The organism is Gordonia sp. (in: high G+C Gram-positive bacteria) (assembly GCF_047606305.1).
GTDB lineage: Bacteria > Actinomycetota > Actinomycetes > Mycobacteriales > Mycobacteriaceae > Gordonia.
In genome coordinates this window covers 1-16046 of sequence record NZ_JASGER010000069.1, presented here as the reverse complement: position 1 = coordinate 16046, position 16046 = coordinate 1, and the positions used below count along the sequence as shown (strand labels likewise).

Sequence of the window (16046 nt, the reverse complement as noted above, 5' to 3'; positions counted from 1 at the left end):
CGATGCTGACAGGCAAGAAGATGTGGATGTCGGCGGCCGCCGTGTTGACGGCGCTGCTGCTCGTGGTCGCCGGGTACTTCGGCTACCAGAAGGCCACCACGGACACCGTCAACGCCTACTTCCGCTCGGCCACCGGGCTGTTCGCCGGCGACCCGGTGCGCGTGCTGGGCGTCAACGTCGGCCGCGTCGTCGCCGTCCAGCCGCAGCCCGACGGCGTCCGGGTCAAGATGCGCCTGGACAAGTCGGTGGACATCCCCGCCGACGCCCGCGCCGTGATCGTCGCCCAATCGCTCGTGTCGGGTCGGTTCGTGCAGATGGCGCCCGTCTACACGCAGGGTCCGAAGCTCGTCGGCGGGGACGACATCCCGATGGAGCGCACCGCCGTCCCGATGGAGTGGGACGACCTCAAGAAGCAGCTCACCAAGTTCACCGAGGCCATCGGCCCCGGCGAGGACGGCAACAGCCCGGCCACCCGTGCACTCGGCGTCGCCGACAAGAACCTCGACGGCAACGGCGAGGCCATCAACCAGTCGCTGCGCCAGATGTCGAAGGTCACCGGCACGCTGGCTGCGGGCCGCGACGACCTGTTCTCGACGGTGCGCAGCCTGCAGAAGCTCACCGATCAGCTGTCCTCCAGCCATGAGCAGCTCGTCCAGTTCAACGGCCGGATCGCGAGCGTCTCGACCGTGCTGTCCGACACCGCCGAGCTGAACGACGCACTCGTCGGGCTGGACTCGGCGATGGTCGACATCAAGAAGTTCCTCGACACCAACGGCACCGCGCTGACCCACTCACTGCAGCAGGTCGCGACCGCGACGAACATCATCCGCGAGAAGGACGCCAAGCTGCGCGGCCTGCTCCACTCGGCGCCGACGCAGCTGTCGAACTTCTACAACATCTACAACCCGATGACCGGTTCACTGGGCGGCATCTTCGGCCTGGGCATGGGCACCAACCTCATCACGCTGCTGTGCGGCACGATGCAGGCCAACAACCGCCCGGGTCAGAGTCAGGCCGAGGTCGACAAGTGCGTCGATGTGCTGGCGCCGGTGATGAAGGCGATGGTCGTGAACTACCCGCCGTTCCTGTTCAACCCGGTCCAGGGCCAGGTCGCGCTGCCGCAGCAGATCCACTACCAGAACGCCGATGTGGAGGCGCGCGCCCAGAACCGCATCCGCCAGCTGGATGCGAACACGCGGCGCGCGAACAACATGCCCAGCCCGCTGGGCAACCTGCTGGTGCCGTTCGGGGCGGAGAACTGATGATGAGCAGACTCTCGCAGCAGACGGCCCGCCGCTCGCTGGCCGCGGTGTCGGTCGGCACGGCGATGACGGTCGGCCTGGTCGGCTGCGGTTTCGGCGGCGCCAACACGCTGCCGGTGCCGGGCGCCCCGGGCACCGGCGACGGCTCCTACCGGGTCAGCGCGATCATCCCCACCGCCGCCGGCCTGGTCACCAACGCGCCGATCATGCTCGACGACGCGACCATCGGCTCCATCGGCAAGATCAGCGTCGACGACTGGAACGCCCGCGTCGAGATGCGCATGAACAAGGGGGCGCAGATCCCCGAGGGCTCGCACGTCATGATCGGTATGACGAGCGTCCTGGGTTCCTCGCACCTGCAGATCCTGCAGCCCGACAGCCCGACCAGCTCGATGATGAAGGCCGGGGAGACCATCCCGCTGGCCAAGTGTCCCGAGCAGCAGAACCTGGCGCCCACCACCGACAAGGCGAAGGCGATCCCCGACGTCAGCGTCGCGCAGCAGATCTCCGCCTGTGCCTTCCCGACGACCGAGCAGGTGCTCAGCTCCCTGTCGGTGGTCCTCAACGGCGGCGGCCTCTCGCAGTTCGGCAGCGTCGTCACCGAGGTCAACAAGGTCTTCGACGGCCGCCAGGAGACCATCGCGCAGCTGGTGCCGCGCCTGGACCAACTGGTCGGGTCGCTCAACGCCCAGCGCGGTGACATCGTCAAGGCCATCGACGGCCTCGACCGCCTGACCGCGACGATGAACGAGCAGCAGCCGACGATCCAGAAGGCGCTCGCCGACGGCCCCAAGATCCTGCAGCTGTTCGTTGACCAGCGCCAGCAGCTCGTCGACGCGCTCGGCGCGATCGGCAAGCTGTCCGACACCGCCGACGACATCCTCAAGGCCAACGGCGACGACATCCGTCTCGCGGTGAAGTCGCTCGACGCGACGCTCAAGCAACTGCAGTCGGCCGGACCGTCGTTGAACAAGTCGCTGGGCGTGCTGCTGAGCTTCCCGTTCCCGGAGAAGGCGATCAGCAGCGTGGTCAAGGGCGACTACGTCAACACCGACCTCAACCTGGATCTGACCTTCTACCGCCTGGGCCACACCCTGTTCCCGTCGGTGCTCGGCAGCCGCATCCTCGGCCCCGAGGCGCTCGCCGGGAGTCCGGCCGGGGCGGCCAAGCGCGGCCTCAACCCGTTCCAGTCGCCGCTGCAGCGCGAGGGTGACGGGGACGCCGACCAGTCCGGCGCCCCGCGACGCCCGAGCCGGTCGCCCGGAGCGGCCAAGAAGCCCAAGCCGCGCATGTCTCAGGGGGGTGCACCTCGATGAAGATCTCCAGTTTCCAGCGCGCCCAGCTGATCATCTTCGCGATCGTCGCGGTGATCGCCGTGCTCGCGATGGGCATCTTCTACATCCGGATCCCGCAGATGCTCGGCCTCGGTGTCTACCGGGTCAACCTCGACCTGCCGACCACCGGCGGCCTCTACGAGAACGCGAACGTCAGCTACCGCGGTGTGAACGTCGGCAAGGTCGACTCGGTGAACCTGACCAACGACGGTGTGCGCGCGCGCCTGACCATCGACTCGAATTCGAAGATCCCGCAGAACTCGCAGGCCTCGATCCGGTCGGTGTCGGCGATCGGTGAGCAGTTCGTCGAGTTCACGCCGCCGGACCAGCCGTCGTCGGCGCCGATGCACAACAACCAGACGGTCAAGAGCGAGGACGTCCCGGTCGAGATCTCCTCGATGCTCGACCAGGCCGACAACCTGCTCACCAACGTCGGCGATTCCAAGCTCCGCGAGGTGATGGACGAGGTCTTCCAGGCCTTCAACGGCACCGGCGAGGACCTGCAGCGCCTGCTCGACTCGATGACGCTGCTGACCAACGACGCCTACAAGAACTCCGACGCGATGATCGCGCTGGTGCAGCAGGCCGGTGACGTGCTGTCCACGCAGAGCCAGACCGCCGACAAGGTGCGGACCTGGACGTCGAACCTGACCAAGGTGACCGACCAGCTGCGCGCCAACAAGCCGGAGATCTCCGGCATCCTCGACAAGGGGCCGGCGGTCACCCGTCAGGCCGGCGACATGTTCGACGGGATGCAGACCTCGCTGCCCATGCTGGTGGACAACCTGGGCACCTCGATGAAGACCCTCGCGGTCTACCACGCCAACATGCGCCAGATCCTCGTGCTCTACCCGCGCTTGCTCGACGTCCTCATCACGGCCGTCAACACCGGCGACGTGGAGCGCTACGGCGCGAACGCCGACTTCGCCCTCGGCTTCCAGGACCCGGGCACCTGCACCGTCGGCTTCCTCCCGGCGAGCGCCTGGCGCTCGGGCTCGGCGACCGAGGCCCGCGACCTGCCGCCGGGCATGCTGTGCCGCGTGCCGCAGGACCAGAACCTGGCCGTGCGCGGTGCCCGCAACTTCCCCTGCGTGGAGTTCCCCGGCCGTCGCGCCTCCACCCCGGAGGAGTGCCGCACCGGTTACAAGCCGCTGGCCAAGCAGAACGTGCCGTTCCCGAACGGCCTGCCCTACGGCCTCAAGTGGCAGGGCCCCGGTCAGGGACCCGGCGCGGTGGCCCCGGCCAGCCATGACGGATCCACCGGTACGGTGGTACCGGGCACGCCCAGCCAGTTCCGCAAGGACGGCAACCAACCCGCCGTGTACGCGACCACGTACGACCCCAAGACCGGGGACTACATCGGTCCGGACGGCAAGACGTACAACGCGGGTCTCGGCAAGGACTCGCGAGGGAAAACGACCAAATGGCAGCAGATGATCAATCCGGGCACTCGGTGAGCGAACCCGACTCAGAGCCGACGCAGGACTCCGCCGACCAGCCTGAGAAGGCCGAGGAGAAGGCCGCCCCCAAGCGCGCCCGCTCGTCCGCCCAGCCCGTCCGCGTCGCCCCGCTCAAGCGGCGGCCCAAGGCTCGCACGAAAGCTCGGCCGGAGGCTGAGGCAGACGCTGAGTCGCCGGTGGCGGACGTCGCGGAGGCCGCGTCGGCTGACGACGCCAAGGCTGCGGCGAAGGATGTCAAGGCCAAGGACTCCGACGCCAAGTCCAAGCCGGTCGAGTCGTCGCCGTTCGTGACGGTGGACCGGGTCGACCCGCGCACGGCCATGCTCGGCGTCGGCGCCCTGCTCCTCGCGCTGGTGTTGATCGTCGCCTCGACGCTGCTGGGGGTGGGCGCCTACCGCATCAAGCAGCGCAACGACCTGCGCGCCGAGTACGACGCCTTCGCCCAACAGGTGACCGTCAACCTGACGTCGCTGAACAAGACGAACGTCGACGAGATCCGCAAGACCCTGGTCGACAAGACCAGCGGCACGGCCTACGAGACGCTCAACACGGTGACGCAGCAGATCACGACGATGGTCGAGCAGTACGACGTGCAGACCAACGGCGAGGTCCTCTCGCGCGCGGTGACCCAGGCCGACCCGGACTACGGCCGCGTCCTGATGGTCCTCGGCTGGACCCAGCGGTTGAGCAACAAGAAGGCCGACGTCGAGCGCCAGGTGTTCCGCTGGCGAGTCGACATGCGCCGGATCAACGGCGAGCTGAAGCTGACGAAATTCGATTGGGTGTACTGACGGTGGCGAAGTCGACGGACACGAAGTCGAAGAACACGAAGACCAGCGGCAAGGAGGCCGTGAGCGCGTCGAACATCCCGCGCTCCTGGCTGGTCGTCGCCGCGGTCCTGGCCGCCCTCGTGGTGCTGACCGGTGCGCTGGCCATCACCTTCTACCGGCTGCAGTCGGTGGAGTCGGCGCGCAACTCGTCGCTGAGCGCCGCCCGCGGCTACGCGCAGACGATGCTCAGCTACGACCCCGACACCGTCGACGGCAAGATCAACCAGGCCAAGGGATTCCTCATCGACGAGGCTGCGAAGGAGTTCCAGGAGCAGATCACCGACTTCAAGATGGCCGAGGGCGTCAAGAAGCGCAAGATCATCTCCAAGCTCGACATCCGCGACGCGGGCGTCGTCACCAACACGCGCAGCACCTCGACGGTCCTGCTGTTCCTCAACCAGTCGGTGACCAGCGCCGACGAGCCGAAGGTCCGGATCGACCCGAGCCGCGTGCAGTTCACGATGGTCCGCAAGGGCCTCACCTGGAAGATCAACTCGATCCAGATCTTCACCGACGACTCGCTCCGCAACGTCGTGCAGCGCCAGGCCGGCGAGCTCGCCCCTCCGGCCGGCCCGCCCCGCTAGCGAACCGGCGGCCCAAGGGCCGACGCCCGACCCCTCGCCGAGTGGGCGGTAGATCCCGCCGAGTGGGCGCAAAAAACCGCCGACCGTGCCCGGTGGACGACGGTCGGCGGTTGATTGCTGTGGTCAGCCCTGCGACGAGTAGCCCATCGGCATCAGGATGGCCTTGTGCTCGAGGTAGGACTCGAGGCCCTCGCGGCCGTTCTCCCGGCCGATGCCCGACGTCTTGTAGCCGCCGAACGGCGAGGCCGGGTCGATGGCGTACCAGTTGATGCCGTAGGTGCCGGTGCGCACCTGCTTGGCGATCTCGACGCCCTTGTCGATGTCCGAGGTCCACACCGAGCCGGCGAGTCCGTAGTCGGAGTCGTTGGCGATGGCGATGGCCTCTTCGACGGTGTCGTAGGGGATCACCGAGATGACCGGGCCGAAGATCTCCTCGCGCGCGATCGTCATGTCGTTGGTGACGCCCGTGAAGATCGTCGGGGCGACGAAGTGGCCGGAGTCCAGCCCCTCGGGGCGACCGCCGTCGAGCACCGCCGTGGCGCCCTCGTCCTTGCCCTTCTTGATGTAGCCCTCGACCTTGTCGCGCTGCTTCTCGGTGATGATCGGGCCGAGCTTGGCCTCCGGGTCGCTGGGCACGCCGGGGGTGAAGGTCTTCGCGGTCTCGACCATCGCCTCGACGATCTCGTCGTGGCGCGAGCGCGGAACCAGCACGCGGGTCTGCGCGACGCAGGCCTGGCCGTTGTTCAGCAGGCCGGAGAACACCAGCATGTGCACGCTCGACGGCAGGTCGACGTCCTCGAGGACGATGGCCGCCGACTTGCCGCCCATCTCCAGCGAGTAGCGCTTGAGCAGCTCGCCGCAGCGCGACGCGATGATCTTGCCGGCGGCGGTGGAGCCGGTGAAGGTGATCTTGTCGACGTCGGGGTGCTCGACGAGCGCCTGCCCGGCCTCCAGGCCGCCGGTGACGACGGAGACGACGCCCTCGGGCACGCCCGCGTCGGTGAAGATCTCGGCGATGAGGTTCGCGTCGAGGGGGGTCTCCGGGGCGGGCTTCAACACGATCGAGCAGCCGGCCGCCAGCGCGGGACCGAGCTTGTTGCAGACCAGGAACAGCGGCACGTTCCACGCGGTGATCGCGCCGACGACGCCGACCGGCTCGCGCACGACGATGGTCTCGCCGAACAGGCCGGTGCGCTTCTCCTCCCACTGGTAGGCGTCCGAGGCATCGGCATAGGAGTTCAGCACGCCGGTGCCCGGCAGCATCTGCAGCGTCGCGACGTCGGCGGCGGAGGCGCCCATCTCGGCGGAGATGAGGGCGGTGACGTCGGCCTGGCGCTCGTTGAGCAGCTCGGCGGCCTTGCGGAGCACCGCGGCGCGCTCGGCCGGCGACTTGGAGCGCCACACGCCCGAGTCGAAGGCGGCCTTGGCGGCCTTCACGGCGGTGTCGACGTCGGTGGCGTCGCCGTCGGGGGCGGACCCGACCTTCTGACCGGTCGCCGGCGAGACGACCTCGAGGCGCTTGGTCGAGTGCGGCGCAACCCACTTGCCGCCGATGTAGAGGTTGGGCTGGTCGCCCCCACCGACGAGGGTGTCGGGGGCGGTCGCGGTCTCGGTCATGAATGCTCCAAGGTTGGTGATCTGGTTCACCCTCGATACTAGAACACGTTCTAGTTATCGACCAGGGGTTGGCCGATCCGAATGGAGCTGTGAAGAACTAGGCGTTCGACGGCTTGGCGTCGATGACCACCTCGAACTCGAGGAGGTTCGCACCCGAGGCGACGGTGTTTCCCTTGCGCTCGCCGGCGTGCGCCTTGCGGGCATCGCCGTTGGCCCAGTTCTGGTAGTCCTCCTCGGACTCCCACTCGGTGTAGACGAAGTACCGGTCCTCGCCGGCCGTGGGGCGCAGCAGCTGGAAGCCGAGGAAGCCCGGCGACGAGTCGACGGTGTGGGCGCGGTTGGCGAAGCGCTTCTCGAGCTCGGGTCCGGCGCCTTCGGGGATGCTGATCGCGTTGATCTTCACTACTGACATGGCCCCAGCCTATCCACGCGCGCGGCGCCCCGGTAGGGACCAACCGCCCGATACAGTCGAGCGGTGACCGACCTGGACGCGCTGACCGATCACGGGGGACAGGGCCCGCCGATCCTGCTGCTGCACGGCTTGATGGGGCGCGGTCGCACCTGGGTCCGGCAGCTCGACTGGCTGCGCCGCTACGGGCGCGTGTTCACCGTCGACGCGGCCTGGCACACCGGCCCGATCATCAAACCCTGGACGATCCCGCCCGACGGCATCGCCACCGAGCGCTTCGTCGACGACATCGCCGACGTCCTGCGACGCATCGCCGAACTGACCGGCGACGATGTTCCGGCGGTCCTGATCGGCCACTCGATGGGCGGGCTCCACGCGTGGTGCGCCGCCGCCGCGCACCCCGACCTGGTGCGCGGGCTGGTCGTCGAGGACATGGCGCCGGACTTCCGCGGCCAGACGACGCGCAACTGGACCCCGTGGTTCGAGACCTGGCCGGAGCGCTTCTCCTCGCTCGAGCAGGCGCAGGAGATGTTCGGCGCGGTGGCGGGCCGCTACTTCTACGAGGCCTTCGACGACGGTCGCCTGCACGGCGACCTCGGGGTGTTCGTCGCGATCGCCGACCAGTGGGGCAGGCGCGACTATTGGGCCCAGTGGGAGGCGGTGCGCGTCCCGACGCTGCTGGTCGAGGCCGGGTTCACCGTCACCCCGCCGGGACAGATGGCGCAGATGGCCCAGCGCAACCCCGTGGCGCAGCACGTCGTCGCCGACGGTGCCGGACACCTGGTCCACGACGATGCGCCGGAGTTCTTCCGCGGGGCCCTCGAGGCGTTCTTGTCCGCGCTCGAGCCGCCGATCAGCCACCCAGGCGGAACAGCCCCTCGTCGGTGACCTCCACCAACCCGTCGACCAGCAGCGAGTCCAGCGCCCGCGCGCGTTGGCCGGGATCGACCGTCCACGCCTGGTCGAGCCGGGCCCGCTCGACCGGGCCGTGTGTCTCGCGCAGCACGTCCAACAACCGCCCGCGCACTTGGCGGTCGGTGCCTTCGTAGCGCTGCGTCCGCTTCGGCGGACCGTCGAGCACGGGTCGACCGGCCGCCACCCAGGCGCAGGACTCAACGATCGGGCACTGCCGGCAGCGCGGGTTGCGCGCAGTACAGACCAGGGCGCCCAGCTCCATCAGGGCGGCCGAGAACCGCGGGGCGGTGGTGGCGAACCCGCCGTCGTCGGTACGCGGGGCCAGCGCAGCGGCGTCGTCGAGGTCCGACCGCCGCGGCCGGGGCGCGTCGGCGAGGCCGTGACAGGCGCGCGCGATCACCCGCCGCACGTTGGTGTCGACGACGGGCACGGGGAGTCCGTAGGCGAAACAGGCGATCGCGCGGGCCGTGTACTCGCCGATGCCGGGCAGCCCCAACAGCACCTCGACGTCGTCGGGGACGATGTTGCCGTGCTCGTCGGCGATGGCCCGGGCGCAGGCGTGCAGCCGCTGCGCGCGCCGCGGATAGCCGAGCTTTCCCCACGCCCGCAGCACGTCGGCACCGCTCGCCGCAGCCATGTCGGCCGGGGTCGGCCAGCGCGCGACCCACTCGCGCCACGGCACCAGGACACGTGCGACGGGAGTCTGCTGCAACATGAACTCACTGATGAGGATGTGCCAGGCGGTGGCCTCGTCGCGACGCCACGGGAGGTCGCGCTCATTCTCGTCGAACCAGGCCAACACCGGGCCGACTGGCATACTCGGAACCATGTCAGCAGCCTCAGATCGAGAACGAATGACGCCGGCCCAGGCCTGGGCGAACCTCAAGGCCGGGAACGAACGCTTTGTCGAAGGGAAGCCCGAACATCCCAACCAGGGTATCGACCGCCGCGAGTCGTTGGCGGGCGGACAGGCCCCCAACGTGGTCCTGTTCGGCTGCTCGGACTCGCGGGTGGCCGCCGAGATGATCTTCGACCAGGGCCTGGGCGACATGTTCGTCGTGCGCACCGCCGGTCACATCATCGACTCCTCGGTCCTGGGGTCCCTCGAGTTCGCCACCGAACTGCTCGACGTGCCGTTGATCGCAATCCTCGGCCACGACTCGTGCGGCGCCGTCGGCTCGACGGTGGAGTCGCTCAACGGCCTCACCATCCCCGGCGGCTACATCCGCGACATCGTCGAGCGCGTCGGACCGAGCATCCTGGCGGCCCGCGCCAAGGGCAAGACACGCCTGGACGAGTTCGAGGCCGAGCACGTCGTCGAGACCGGGCGGCTGCTGATGCAGCGCAGCCTGTTGATCAAGGAGCGGGTCGATCGCGGCGAGGTCGCGATCGTCGGCCTGACCTATCACCTCGCCGACGGTCGGGTCTCGCTGCGCGACGCCCTCGGCGAGATCGGCGAGGCGTCGGCGGAGTCGATCGACGGCTGACCCGCCCGCCGGGCACGGGAATCGGCATCCGGTGTGATCAGCGCCCTATTCGCGACACGCCGGATAGCCTCATCGGTCCCATCGTCGCTGGCAGTTAGCGTGAAAGGCGTGATCGAACCGCAAGGCCCGCTGCCCCAGGAGATTTACTGGCGCCGACGCATTGTCGCCGGCGGCGGGGCTGTCGCGTTCGTCGGTTTGGTGATCGCACTCATCCTCTCCGCGCTCCCGTCGCAGGGCGACGGCAAGCAGGTCGCCGCCACCAATTCGACGACGCCCGCCGCACCGGCGCCACCGAAGAACCCGCAGCCCGCTCCGCAGGGCGATGCGCAGGCCGGCGGCCAGCAGGGTGAGAACCAGGCCGCGCCGCAGGGCGACGGTTCCGCCGCGCCGCAGGGCGAGCAGGCGTCGAAGGCCCCCGAGGGCCAGGCGGCCGCCGCGCAGGGCGACCAGGGTGCGCAGAACAACGCCGCCGGCGAGCCCGTCCCGGCCCAGAACCTCTGCACCGACCAGAGCCTGTCGGTGGTGCTGTACACCGACAAGCCCACCTACAAGGTCGGCGACCAGCCGGTGTTCACCCTCGCCGTGACCAACGGCGGCCTGACCGCCTGCACCCGCGACATCGGCAAGTCGGTGCAGAACGTCGTGGTCCGCTCGCTCGACGGCACCCGCACGCTGTGGAGCGCGCGCGACTGCTCGCCGCTGCGCTCGGTGAACAACGTCGAGTTCCAGCCGGGTCAGCAGGAGCGCGACACGATCAACTGGTCGGGCACCACCAGCAAGCCGGGTTGCAAGACCCCGCGCGAGCCGATCCCGCCGGGGGCCTACCGGGCGATCGGCAAGATCGGTGAGCGCGAGTCCGCGCCGATCACCTTCAACGTCGTCGCACCCGCACAGCAGCCCTAGCCCGCGGGATTCGGCTAGAACCGGTCGAGGCTCGTCTCGGCCAGCCGGGACAGTCCTTCGCGGATGTGGCGGGCCCAGATGCTCCCGATCCCGTCCACGCCCTGCAGGTCCGCGGCGCTCGTCGCCAGCAACGACTGCAGCGACCCGAAGCTCGCGACCAGCCGTTCGATGTGGCCGAACTGCAGCCGCGAGATCCGGGAGAGCAACCGGTAGCCGCGCGGCGTCATCGCCGTGTCCAGGGCCTCGACGGTGGTCGGGTAGCCGAAGCAGCGCCCGATGAGCGACAGGTCGAGCAGGTCGGCGTCCGACAGTTCGCCGATCGCGTCGAGCGCACCCGTCAGCTCGGCGGAGGTGGGCGGCTCGGGTGAGGCGTAGTAGTCGCGGACCAACAGCTCGCGGATGGCGTCGTTGTCGCTGATCAGCTCCTCGCGCTGCAGGCGGACCTGGCGGCCGTTGGTGCCCAGTTCGAGGATGTACAGGTCGATCTCGTCGGCGACCCGGCGCACCATCTCCATCCGCTGCGCCACGCTCATCACGTCGCGCAGGGTCACGTCGTCCTCGATCTCCGACCGGGACAGCTGACCGAGCACCTCGTCGAGCCGGGAGCGGTAGCGCTCCAGCGTGGCCAGGGCGACGTTGGCGCGCGAGAGGATCGGGTCCGGGCTCTCGACGATGCGGCGGGCGCCGTCGACGTAGATGCTCACGATCGACATCGAGGCGCTGACCGAGATCACCGGGTAGCCGGTCTGGATCGCAGTGCGCTCGGCGGCGCGGTGGCGGGTGCCGGACTCGTTGGTCGCGATCGTCGGGTCGGGCATGAGCTGCACGTTCGCCCGCAGGATCCGGGAGCCGTCGGTGGACAGCACCAGGGCGCCGTCCATCTTGGCGAGCTCGCGCAGCCGCGTCGGGGCGAAATCGACGTCCAGGTGGAACCCGCCGTCGCAGAGCTTCTCGACGTCGGCGTCGTGGCCCAGCACGATCAGGGCGCCGGTGCCACCGCGCAGGATCCGCTCGAGACCGTCGCGCAGCCCGGTGCCCGGCGCGACGCGCGCGATGGTCTCGCGGGTCAGGTCGGACATGGGCGCGGTCATGGGTGCTCCAGCGGTCGAGGGGGACGGTCAAACTAGAGTATCGGTCTGTGAGAGGCAGTTTCGCAGTACCCGACGACCTGGAGCCGTTGACCCGCCATCCCAAGGCCACCGCGCCGGGTGAGGCGATGAGGTTTCACCACGCCCTCTGCTACGGCTGCGGCGACGACGCCCTCAACGGGTTGCACGTGACGGTCGTCGCCGGGGAGGGGCTCGACTCGACCGCGACGATGGTCGTCCGCCCCTGGATGGAGGGCGGTCCCGGGGTCATCCACGGCGGGGTGCTGTCGGCCGCCTTCGACGAGGTGATGGGCACGACGGCGCTGCTCATCGGCGTCCCCGTCGTGACCGGTCACCTGGAGATCGACTTCGCCCGACCCATCCCGATCGACTCGTCGCTGCGCTTCACCGCCGAGATCCTGGGCAAGCAGCGGCGCAAGGTCTACACCCGCGCGACGGCCTACCTGGACGGTCCGGACGCACCCCCCGAGCCGGTGGCGGGCAGCCAGGCGCTGTTCATCGGGATCGATCCGCGCGACCACTTCGCCGAACACGTGGCCAACTCCCAGCGGCCCGACGAGCACCAGCGGTGGACCAAGTACTCCAGTCCGTAGCGCTCAGAAGTCGTAGGACGCGGCCCCGCGGGACAGGCAGGCCTGCACCGCCTCGGCGAGGTTTGCGACGCGGCTGATCCGGATCCCCTTGGGCAGGTCCTCCCGGTCGGCGCCGGCCGCGGGGATCACCGCGTGCCGGAAGCCGAGCCGTTTCGCCTCGGCGACCCGCCGCGTCAGCGAACTCACCGGGCGCACCTCGCCGGCCAGCCCGACCTCGCCGATGACCACGGTGTCGAAGGGGATCGCGACGTCCTTGACGACCGAACCGACCGCCATCGCGATCGCGAGGTCGGCGGCGGGCTCGGTCACCTTCATGCCGCCGACGGTCGACGCGTAGACCTCGGACTTGCCGATCCCGGTCAAGCCCAGCCGGGATTGCAGCACGGCCAGCACCATCGCGACCCGCGCACTGTCGAGACCGGAGACGGCGCGGCGCGGATTGTTCATCTCGGTCGCATTCGCCAGCGCCTGCACCTCGCCGACCAAGGCGCGCTTGCCGTCCATCGTCACCAGCACCGCCGAGCCGGTCACGTCGCCCTGGCGTTCGTGCCAGAAGATGCCCGACGGGTCGGTGACCTGGTGGATCCCGTTGTCGCGCTGCTCGAAGCAGCCCACCTCGTCGGCGGCGCCGAAGCGGTTCTTGATGCCGCGCACCATCCGCAGCGGGGAGTGTCGATCGCCCTCGAAGCCGAGCACCACGTCGACCAGGTGCTCGAGCGAGCGGGGACCGGCCACCGCGCCGTCCTTGGTGACGTGGCCGACGAGGATGACCGCGACGCCGCTGTTCTTCGCCAGTGAGACCAGGGCGGTGGTCACGGCGCGGATCTGGGTGACGCCGCCGTGCACGCCGTCGGAATCGGTGGCCACCATGGTCTGCACCGAGTCGACGATCAGCAGCGTCGGGTCGACTTCGGCGACGTGGCCCAGCACCGTCGCCAGGTCGGACTCGGCGGCGAGGTAGACGTTCTCGTGGACCGCGTCGGTCCGCTCGGCGCGCAGACGGACCTGGCCGGCCGACTCCTCGCCGGTGACGTAGAGGGCCGTGCGGCCGCCACGGGCCCAGTGTTTGGCCGCCTCCAGCAGCAGCGTCGACTTGCCGACGCCGGGCTCGCCGGCCAGCAGGATCACCGAGCCGGGGACGACGCCGCGGCCCAGGACGCGGTCGAATTCGTCGATGCCGGTGGGGATGACGGTCGCGGACTCGGAGTCGACGTCGGTCAGGCGCCGGGCGGGGCTGCTCGGGGTGACGCCGGCGGTGCCGCGGGCCTTGGCCGCCGCGGCGGGCGCCGACTCGTCGACGGTGCCCCACTCGCCGCACTCGGGGCAGCGGCCGACCCATTTGGCGGGCTGGTGCCCGCAGGCACTGCAGCGGAAAACGGCACGGGTCTTGGCTGGCACGCGGTCAGCCTAGATCCCGGGTCGGACAGCGCAGGTCAGTGGTGACCGCTCTCGATGTCGTCCGACGGGTCCTTGTCCTTGCGCTCGGCGAGCGAGCCGACGTCGACCGGGGTCTCGACCTTGATGTTGGTGGTCTTGCCGGCGGTGTCGAAGGTGAAGGTCAGCGGCACGGTGAGGCCCGGGGCGACGGTCTTGCCGGTGTTGCTGAAGGTGATGTCGACGGACTTGGCGCCCTCGGCCGAGATCATCCCGGCCGGCTTCCCCGCGCGCAGGGCCGAACCGGGCTTCACGACTGCGTCGCCGGGCACGGCGACGGTGCCGGTCGGAGCGGTGATCGAGACGAGCTTGGCGTCGTTGACCGGGTCGTCGTTGGTCGCGACGAAGGCCAGCTTGAAGGGGCCGCCGGCGGCGAAGACTGCGGCCGAATCACCCTCCGGGTACACGATCTGGACGTCGTTGACGGCCAGGCCGCCGTCGCGGACGGTCGCGCCGTTCACGGCGGGCGCCTGAGTCGCGGTCTGGGAAACCTGTCCGGAGCCGCAGGCGGACGCCGCCAGAACGACGCCGGCGCCGATGGTGACGGCGAGCGCGGACTTGACGAGCGCGGACTGGGAGAGCAGAGACACCGTAATCCTCCAGCTGGTGGTATTCGTCGCGTTCGGCCGGCGGCCGGCGAAACGCTCACTACGCAGCGTAGTGGGCGGGACCCGGTTCCGTCCGCCGGGGTGGCGAGATTCGTCGAAAAATCACCGCGGCGCCGGCTCGTCGCAGTCCACATCCGATTCGCGGTGTGGGCGCTACCACAGTGCGTAGTAAGCGACCGATAGTCGCCCTGGCCAGCGCAAAGGGTGCTGATCACCCCGTTGACCTGCACCGACGTGAAAGGGGTGTCCGGGCCGCGTGTTAGACTTGCCTCAGTTGAAAGGGGCGCTACGTTCATGAATTTCAAAGTCGGCGACACCGTTGTCTACCCCCACCACGGTGCCGCGAGGGTTGAGGACATCGTCACCCGCACCATCAAGGGTGAGCCGGTCGAATACCTCGTACTGAAGGTGACCGACGGTGACATGACCGTCCAGATCCCTTCGTCCAAGCTCGAGTACGTCGGGGTCCGCGATGTGGTCGGTGAGGAGGGTCTGGACCAGGTGTTCCAGGTGCTTCGCGCGCCGCACACCGAGGAGCCGACCAACTGGGCCCGCCGCTTCAAGGCGAACCAGGAGAAGCTGATCTCCGGCGACATCATCAAGGTCGCCGAGATCGTCCGCGACCTCTGGCGCCGCGAGCAGGACCGCGGACTGTCGGCCGGTGAGAAGCGCATGCTGACCCGTGCCCGCCGCGTCCTGGTCGACGAGCTCTCCCTCGCACAGAACACCGACGACGAGAAGGCCTCCAGCATTCTCGACGAGGTGCTGGCCGCCGCCTCCTAGGCGCACTTGTCCACCTCGGTCATCGTCCCGGCCGCCGGGTCGGGGACCCGACTGGGCGAGAACACGCCGAAGGCCTTCGTCGACCTCGCCGGTCGGACCATCCTGGCGCGCACCGTCGACGCGGTGCAGTCGTCGGACCGGATCGACCTCGACCGCATAGTGGTCGTCGTTCCCGACGAGCTGACCGAACGCACCCGTGCCGAGCTGAGCGGATCGGCCTGCCCGATCGACGTCATCGTCGGCGGTGCCGAGCGGACCGATTCGGTCCGCGCCGGGCTGGCCCGCGCCACCGGCGAGTACGTCCTCGTCCATGACGCCGCGCGCCCCTTCACCCCGGCCGCCGTCTTCGAGCGGGTGGTCGGGGCGTTGCGCGCCGGTCACCGTGCCGTGGTCCCGGGGCTGCCGGTCGTCGACACCCTCAAGCGCGTCGACGGGGACCGGCGGGTTCTCCAGACCGTCGACCGCTCCGTCCTGCGGGCGATCCAGACCCCGCAGGGCTTCCACGCCGACGCCCTCGCCCAGGCGTATGCCGCCACCGACGACGTCGCGACCGACGATGCCGGACTGGCCGAGCGCGCGGGGATCGACGTCCACGTCGTCGACGGCGATCCGGACGCCTTCAAGATCACGACTCCGTGGGATCTGCGACTGGCGCGCGCCATCGCGAAAGGGTGGGACTGATGCGGGTGGGAATCGGCAGAGGGTGGGACTGATGCGG

General features: G+C 69.5%; 17 protein-coding genes. 11 read left to right on the top strand and 6 right to left on the bottom strand.

Annotation, left to right across the window (positions count from 1 at the left end; all coding sequences use genetic code 11):
* The first annotated feature begins 2 nt into the window (after positions 1 to 2).
* From QM634_RS10925 to QM634_RS10905, 5 genes are read left to right on the top strand one after another with little or no spacing between them, the layout of a single operon-like run.
* Entirely contained in the window at positions 3 to 1262 is a 1260-nt protein-coding gene (locus QM634_RS10925; RefSeq protein ID WP_415042811.1) for an MCE family protein, read from the top strand.
* Entirely contained in the window at positions 1262 to 2578 is a 1317-nt protein-coding gene (locus QM634_RS10920) for an MCE family protein (RefSeq protein ID WP_415042810.1), read from the top strand. Before QM634_RS10925 ends, QM634_RS10920 begins: the two co-directional genes overlap by 1 nt.
* Positions 2575 to 4053, top strand: coding sequence for an MCE family protein (locus tag QM634_RS10915; RefSeq protein WP_415042809.1), 1479 nt, complete (start codon positions 2575 to 2577; stop codon positions 4051 to 4053). Before QM634_RS10920 ends, QM634_RS10915 begins: the two co-directional genes overlap by 4 nt.
* On the top strand, positions 4050 to 4847 hold the full coding sequence (locus QM634_RS10910; protein WP_415042808.1) for a hypothetical protein: 798 nt from the start codon (positions 4050 to 4052) through the stop codon (positions 4845 to 4847). Before QM634_RS10915 ends, QM634_RS10910 begins: the two co-directional genes overlap by 4 nt.
* Positions 4848 to 4849: 2 nt before the next feature.
* Positions 4850 to 5470, top strand: a complete 621-nt coding sequence (locus QM634_RS10905; protein ID WP_415042807.1) for a hypothetical protein — start codon at positions 4850 to 4852, stop codon at positions 5468 to 5470.
* A 123-nt stretch (positions 5471 to 5593) separates the two neighbouring features.
* Here the strand turns inward: QM634_RS10905 and QM634_RS10900 are convergent, their stop codons facing one another.
* Both QM634_RS10900 and QM634_RS10895 read right to left on the bottom strand, forming a co-directional pair.
* Positions 5594 to 7087: an aldehyde dehydrogenase gene (locus QM634_RS10900; RefSeq protein WP_415042806.1), complete on the bottom strand. Its 1494-nt coding sequence runs from the start codon at positions 7085 to 7087 to the stop codon at positions 5594 to 5596.
* Positions 7088 to 7184: 97 nt separating this feature from the next.
* Positions 7185 to 7499 carry an antibiotic biosynthesis monooxygenase family protein gene (locus QM634_RS10895; protein ID WP_415042805.1) on the bottom strand — a complete coding sequence of 105 codons (315 nt, stop codon included), beginning with the start codon at positions 7497 to 7499 and terminating at the stop codon, positions 7185 to 7187.
* Positions 7500 to 7562: 63 nt separating this feature from the next.
* Here QM634_RS10895 and QM634_RS10890 point away from each other — a divergent pair, with 63 nt between their 5' ends.
* Positions 7563 to 8384, top strand: coding sequence for an alpha/beta fold hydrolase (locus QM634_RS10890; protein ID WP_415042804.1), 822 nt, complete (start codon positions 7563 to 7565; stop codon positions 8382 to 8384).
* On the opposite strand, the gene QM634_RS10885 is transcribed toward QM634_RS10890, so the two are convergent.
* A complete protein-coding gene (locus QM634_RS10885) occupies positions 8350 to 9240 on the bottom strand; it encodes an A/G-specific adenine glycosylase (protein WP_415042803.1) in 891 nt (296 codons plus the stop codon). The two genes, QM634_RS10890 and QM634_RS10885, sit on opposite strands and share 35 nt — an antisense overlap.
* Between QM634_RS10885 and QM634_RS10880 the strand changes: the two genes are divergently transcribed.
* The gene (locus QM634_RS10880; protein WP_415042802.1) at positions 9239 to 9898 is read left to right on the top strand and encodes a carbonic anhydrase; all 660 of its coding nucleotides are present in this window, start codon (positions 9239 to 9241) and stop codon (positions 9896 to 9898) included. The two genes, QM634_RS10885 and QM634_RS10880, sit on opposite strands and share 2 nt — an antisense overlap.
* A gap of 108 nt (positions 9899 to 10006) precedes the next feature.
* The gene (locus QM634_RS10875) at positions 10007 to 10801 is read left to right on the top strand and encodes a hypothetical protein (RefSeq protein WP_415042801.1); all 795 of its coding nucleotides are present in this window, start codon (positions 10007 to 10009) and stop codon (positions 10799 to 10801) included.
* Positions 10802 to 10815: 14 nt separating this feature from the next.
* On the opposite strand, the gene disA is transcribed toward QM634_RS10875, so the two are convergent.
* A complete protein-coding gene (gene disA / locus QM634_RS10870; protein WP_415042800.1) occupies positions 10816 to 11880 on the bottom strand; it encodes a DNA integrity scanning diadenylate cyclase DisA in 1065 nt (354 codons plus the stop codon).
* Positions 11881 to 11939: 59 nt separating this feature from the next.
* Between disA and QM634_RS10865 the strand changes: the two genes are divergently transcribed.
* The gene (locus QM634_RS10865; RefSeq protein ID WP_415042799.1) at positions 11940 to 12503 is read left to right on the top strand and encodes a PaaI family thioesterase; all 564 of its coding nucleotides are present in this window, start codon (positions 11940 to 11942) and stop codon (positions 12501 to 12503) included.
* Positions 12504 to 12506: 3 nt separating this feature from the next.
* On the opposite strand, the gene radA is transcribed toward QM634_RS10865, so the two are convergent.
* The gene (gene radA, locus QM634_RS10860; RefSeq protein ID WP_415042798.1) at positions 12507 to 13901 is read right to left on the bottom strand and encodes a DNA repair protein RadA; all 1395 of its coding nucleotides are present in this window, start codon (positions 13899 to 13901) and stop codon (positions 12507 to 12509) included.
* 35 nt (positions 13902 to 13936) lie between these two features.
* Entirely contained in the window at positions 13937 to 14527 is a 591-nt protein-coding gene (locus QM634_RS10855) for a hypothetical protein (RefSeq protein WP_415042797.1), read from the bottom strand.
* 312 nt (positions 14528 to 14839) lie between these two features.
* On the opposite strand from QM634_RS10855, the gene QM634_RS10850 reads away from it, so the two are divergent.
* Together QM634_RS10850 and ispD are read left to right on the top strand one after the other, a co-directional pair.
* On the top strand, positions 14840 to 15328 hold the full coding sequence (locus QM634_RS10850) for a CarD family transcriptional regulator (protein ID WP_290719040.1): 489 nt from the start codon (positions 14840 to 14842) through the stop codon (positions 15326 to 15328).
* Positions 15329 to 15334: 6 nt separating this feature from the next.
* On the top strand, positions 15335 to 16009 hold the full coding sequence (ispD, locus tag QM634_RS10845) for a 2-C-methyl-D-erythritol 4-phosphate cytidylyltransferase (RefSeq protein ID WP_415042796.1): 675 nt from the start codon (positions 15335 to 15337) through the stop codon (positions 16007 to 16009).
* The last annotated feature ends 37 nt before the right edge of the window (positions 16010 to 16046 follow it).

What these genes read in the sequence shown, in the direction of transcription:
- QM634_RS10925 (WP_415042811.1), top strand. Translation starts at nt 3, where the DNA reads ATGCTGACAGGCAAGAAGATGTGGATGTCGGCGGCCGCCGTGTTGACG.
- QM634_RS10920 (WP_415042810.1), top strand. Translation starts at nt 1,262, where the DNA reads ATGATGAGCAGACTCTCGCAGCAGACGGCCCGCCGCTCGCTGGCCGCG.
- QM634_RS10915 (WP_415042809.1), top strand. Translation starts at nt 2,575, where the DNA reads ATGAAGATCTCCAGTTTCCAGCGCGCCCAGCTGATCATCTTCGCGATC.
- QM634_RS10900 (WP_415042806.1), bottom strand. Translation starts at nt 7,087, where the DNA reads ATGACCGAGACCGCGACCGCCCCCGACACCCTCGTCGGTGGGGGCGAC.
- QM634_RS10895 (WP_415042805.1), bottom strand. Translation starts at nt 7,499, where the DNA reads ATGTCAGTAGTGAAGATCAACGCGATCAGCATCCCCGAAGGCGCCGGA.
- QM634_RS10880 (WP_415042802.1), top strand. Translation starts at nt 9,239, where the DNA reads ATGTCAGCAGCCTCAGATCGAGAACGAATGACGCCGGCCCAGGCCTGG.
- QM634_RS10885 (WP_415042803.1), bottom strand. Translation starts at nt 9,240, where the DNA reads ATGGTTCCGAGTATGCCAGTCGGCCCGGTGTTGGCCTGGTTCGACGAG.
- disA (WP_415042800.1), bottom strand. Translation starts at nt 11,880, where the DNA reads ATGTCCGACCTGACCCGCGAGACCATCGCGCGCGTCGCGCCGGGCACC.
- QM634_RS10850 (WP_290719040.1), top strand. Translation starts at nt 14,840, where the DNA reads ATGAATTTCAAAGTCGGCGACACCGTTGTCTACCCCCACCACGGTGCC.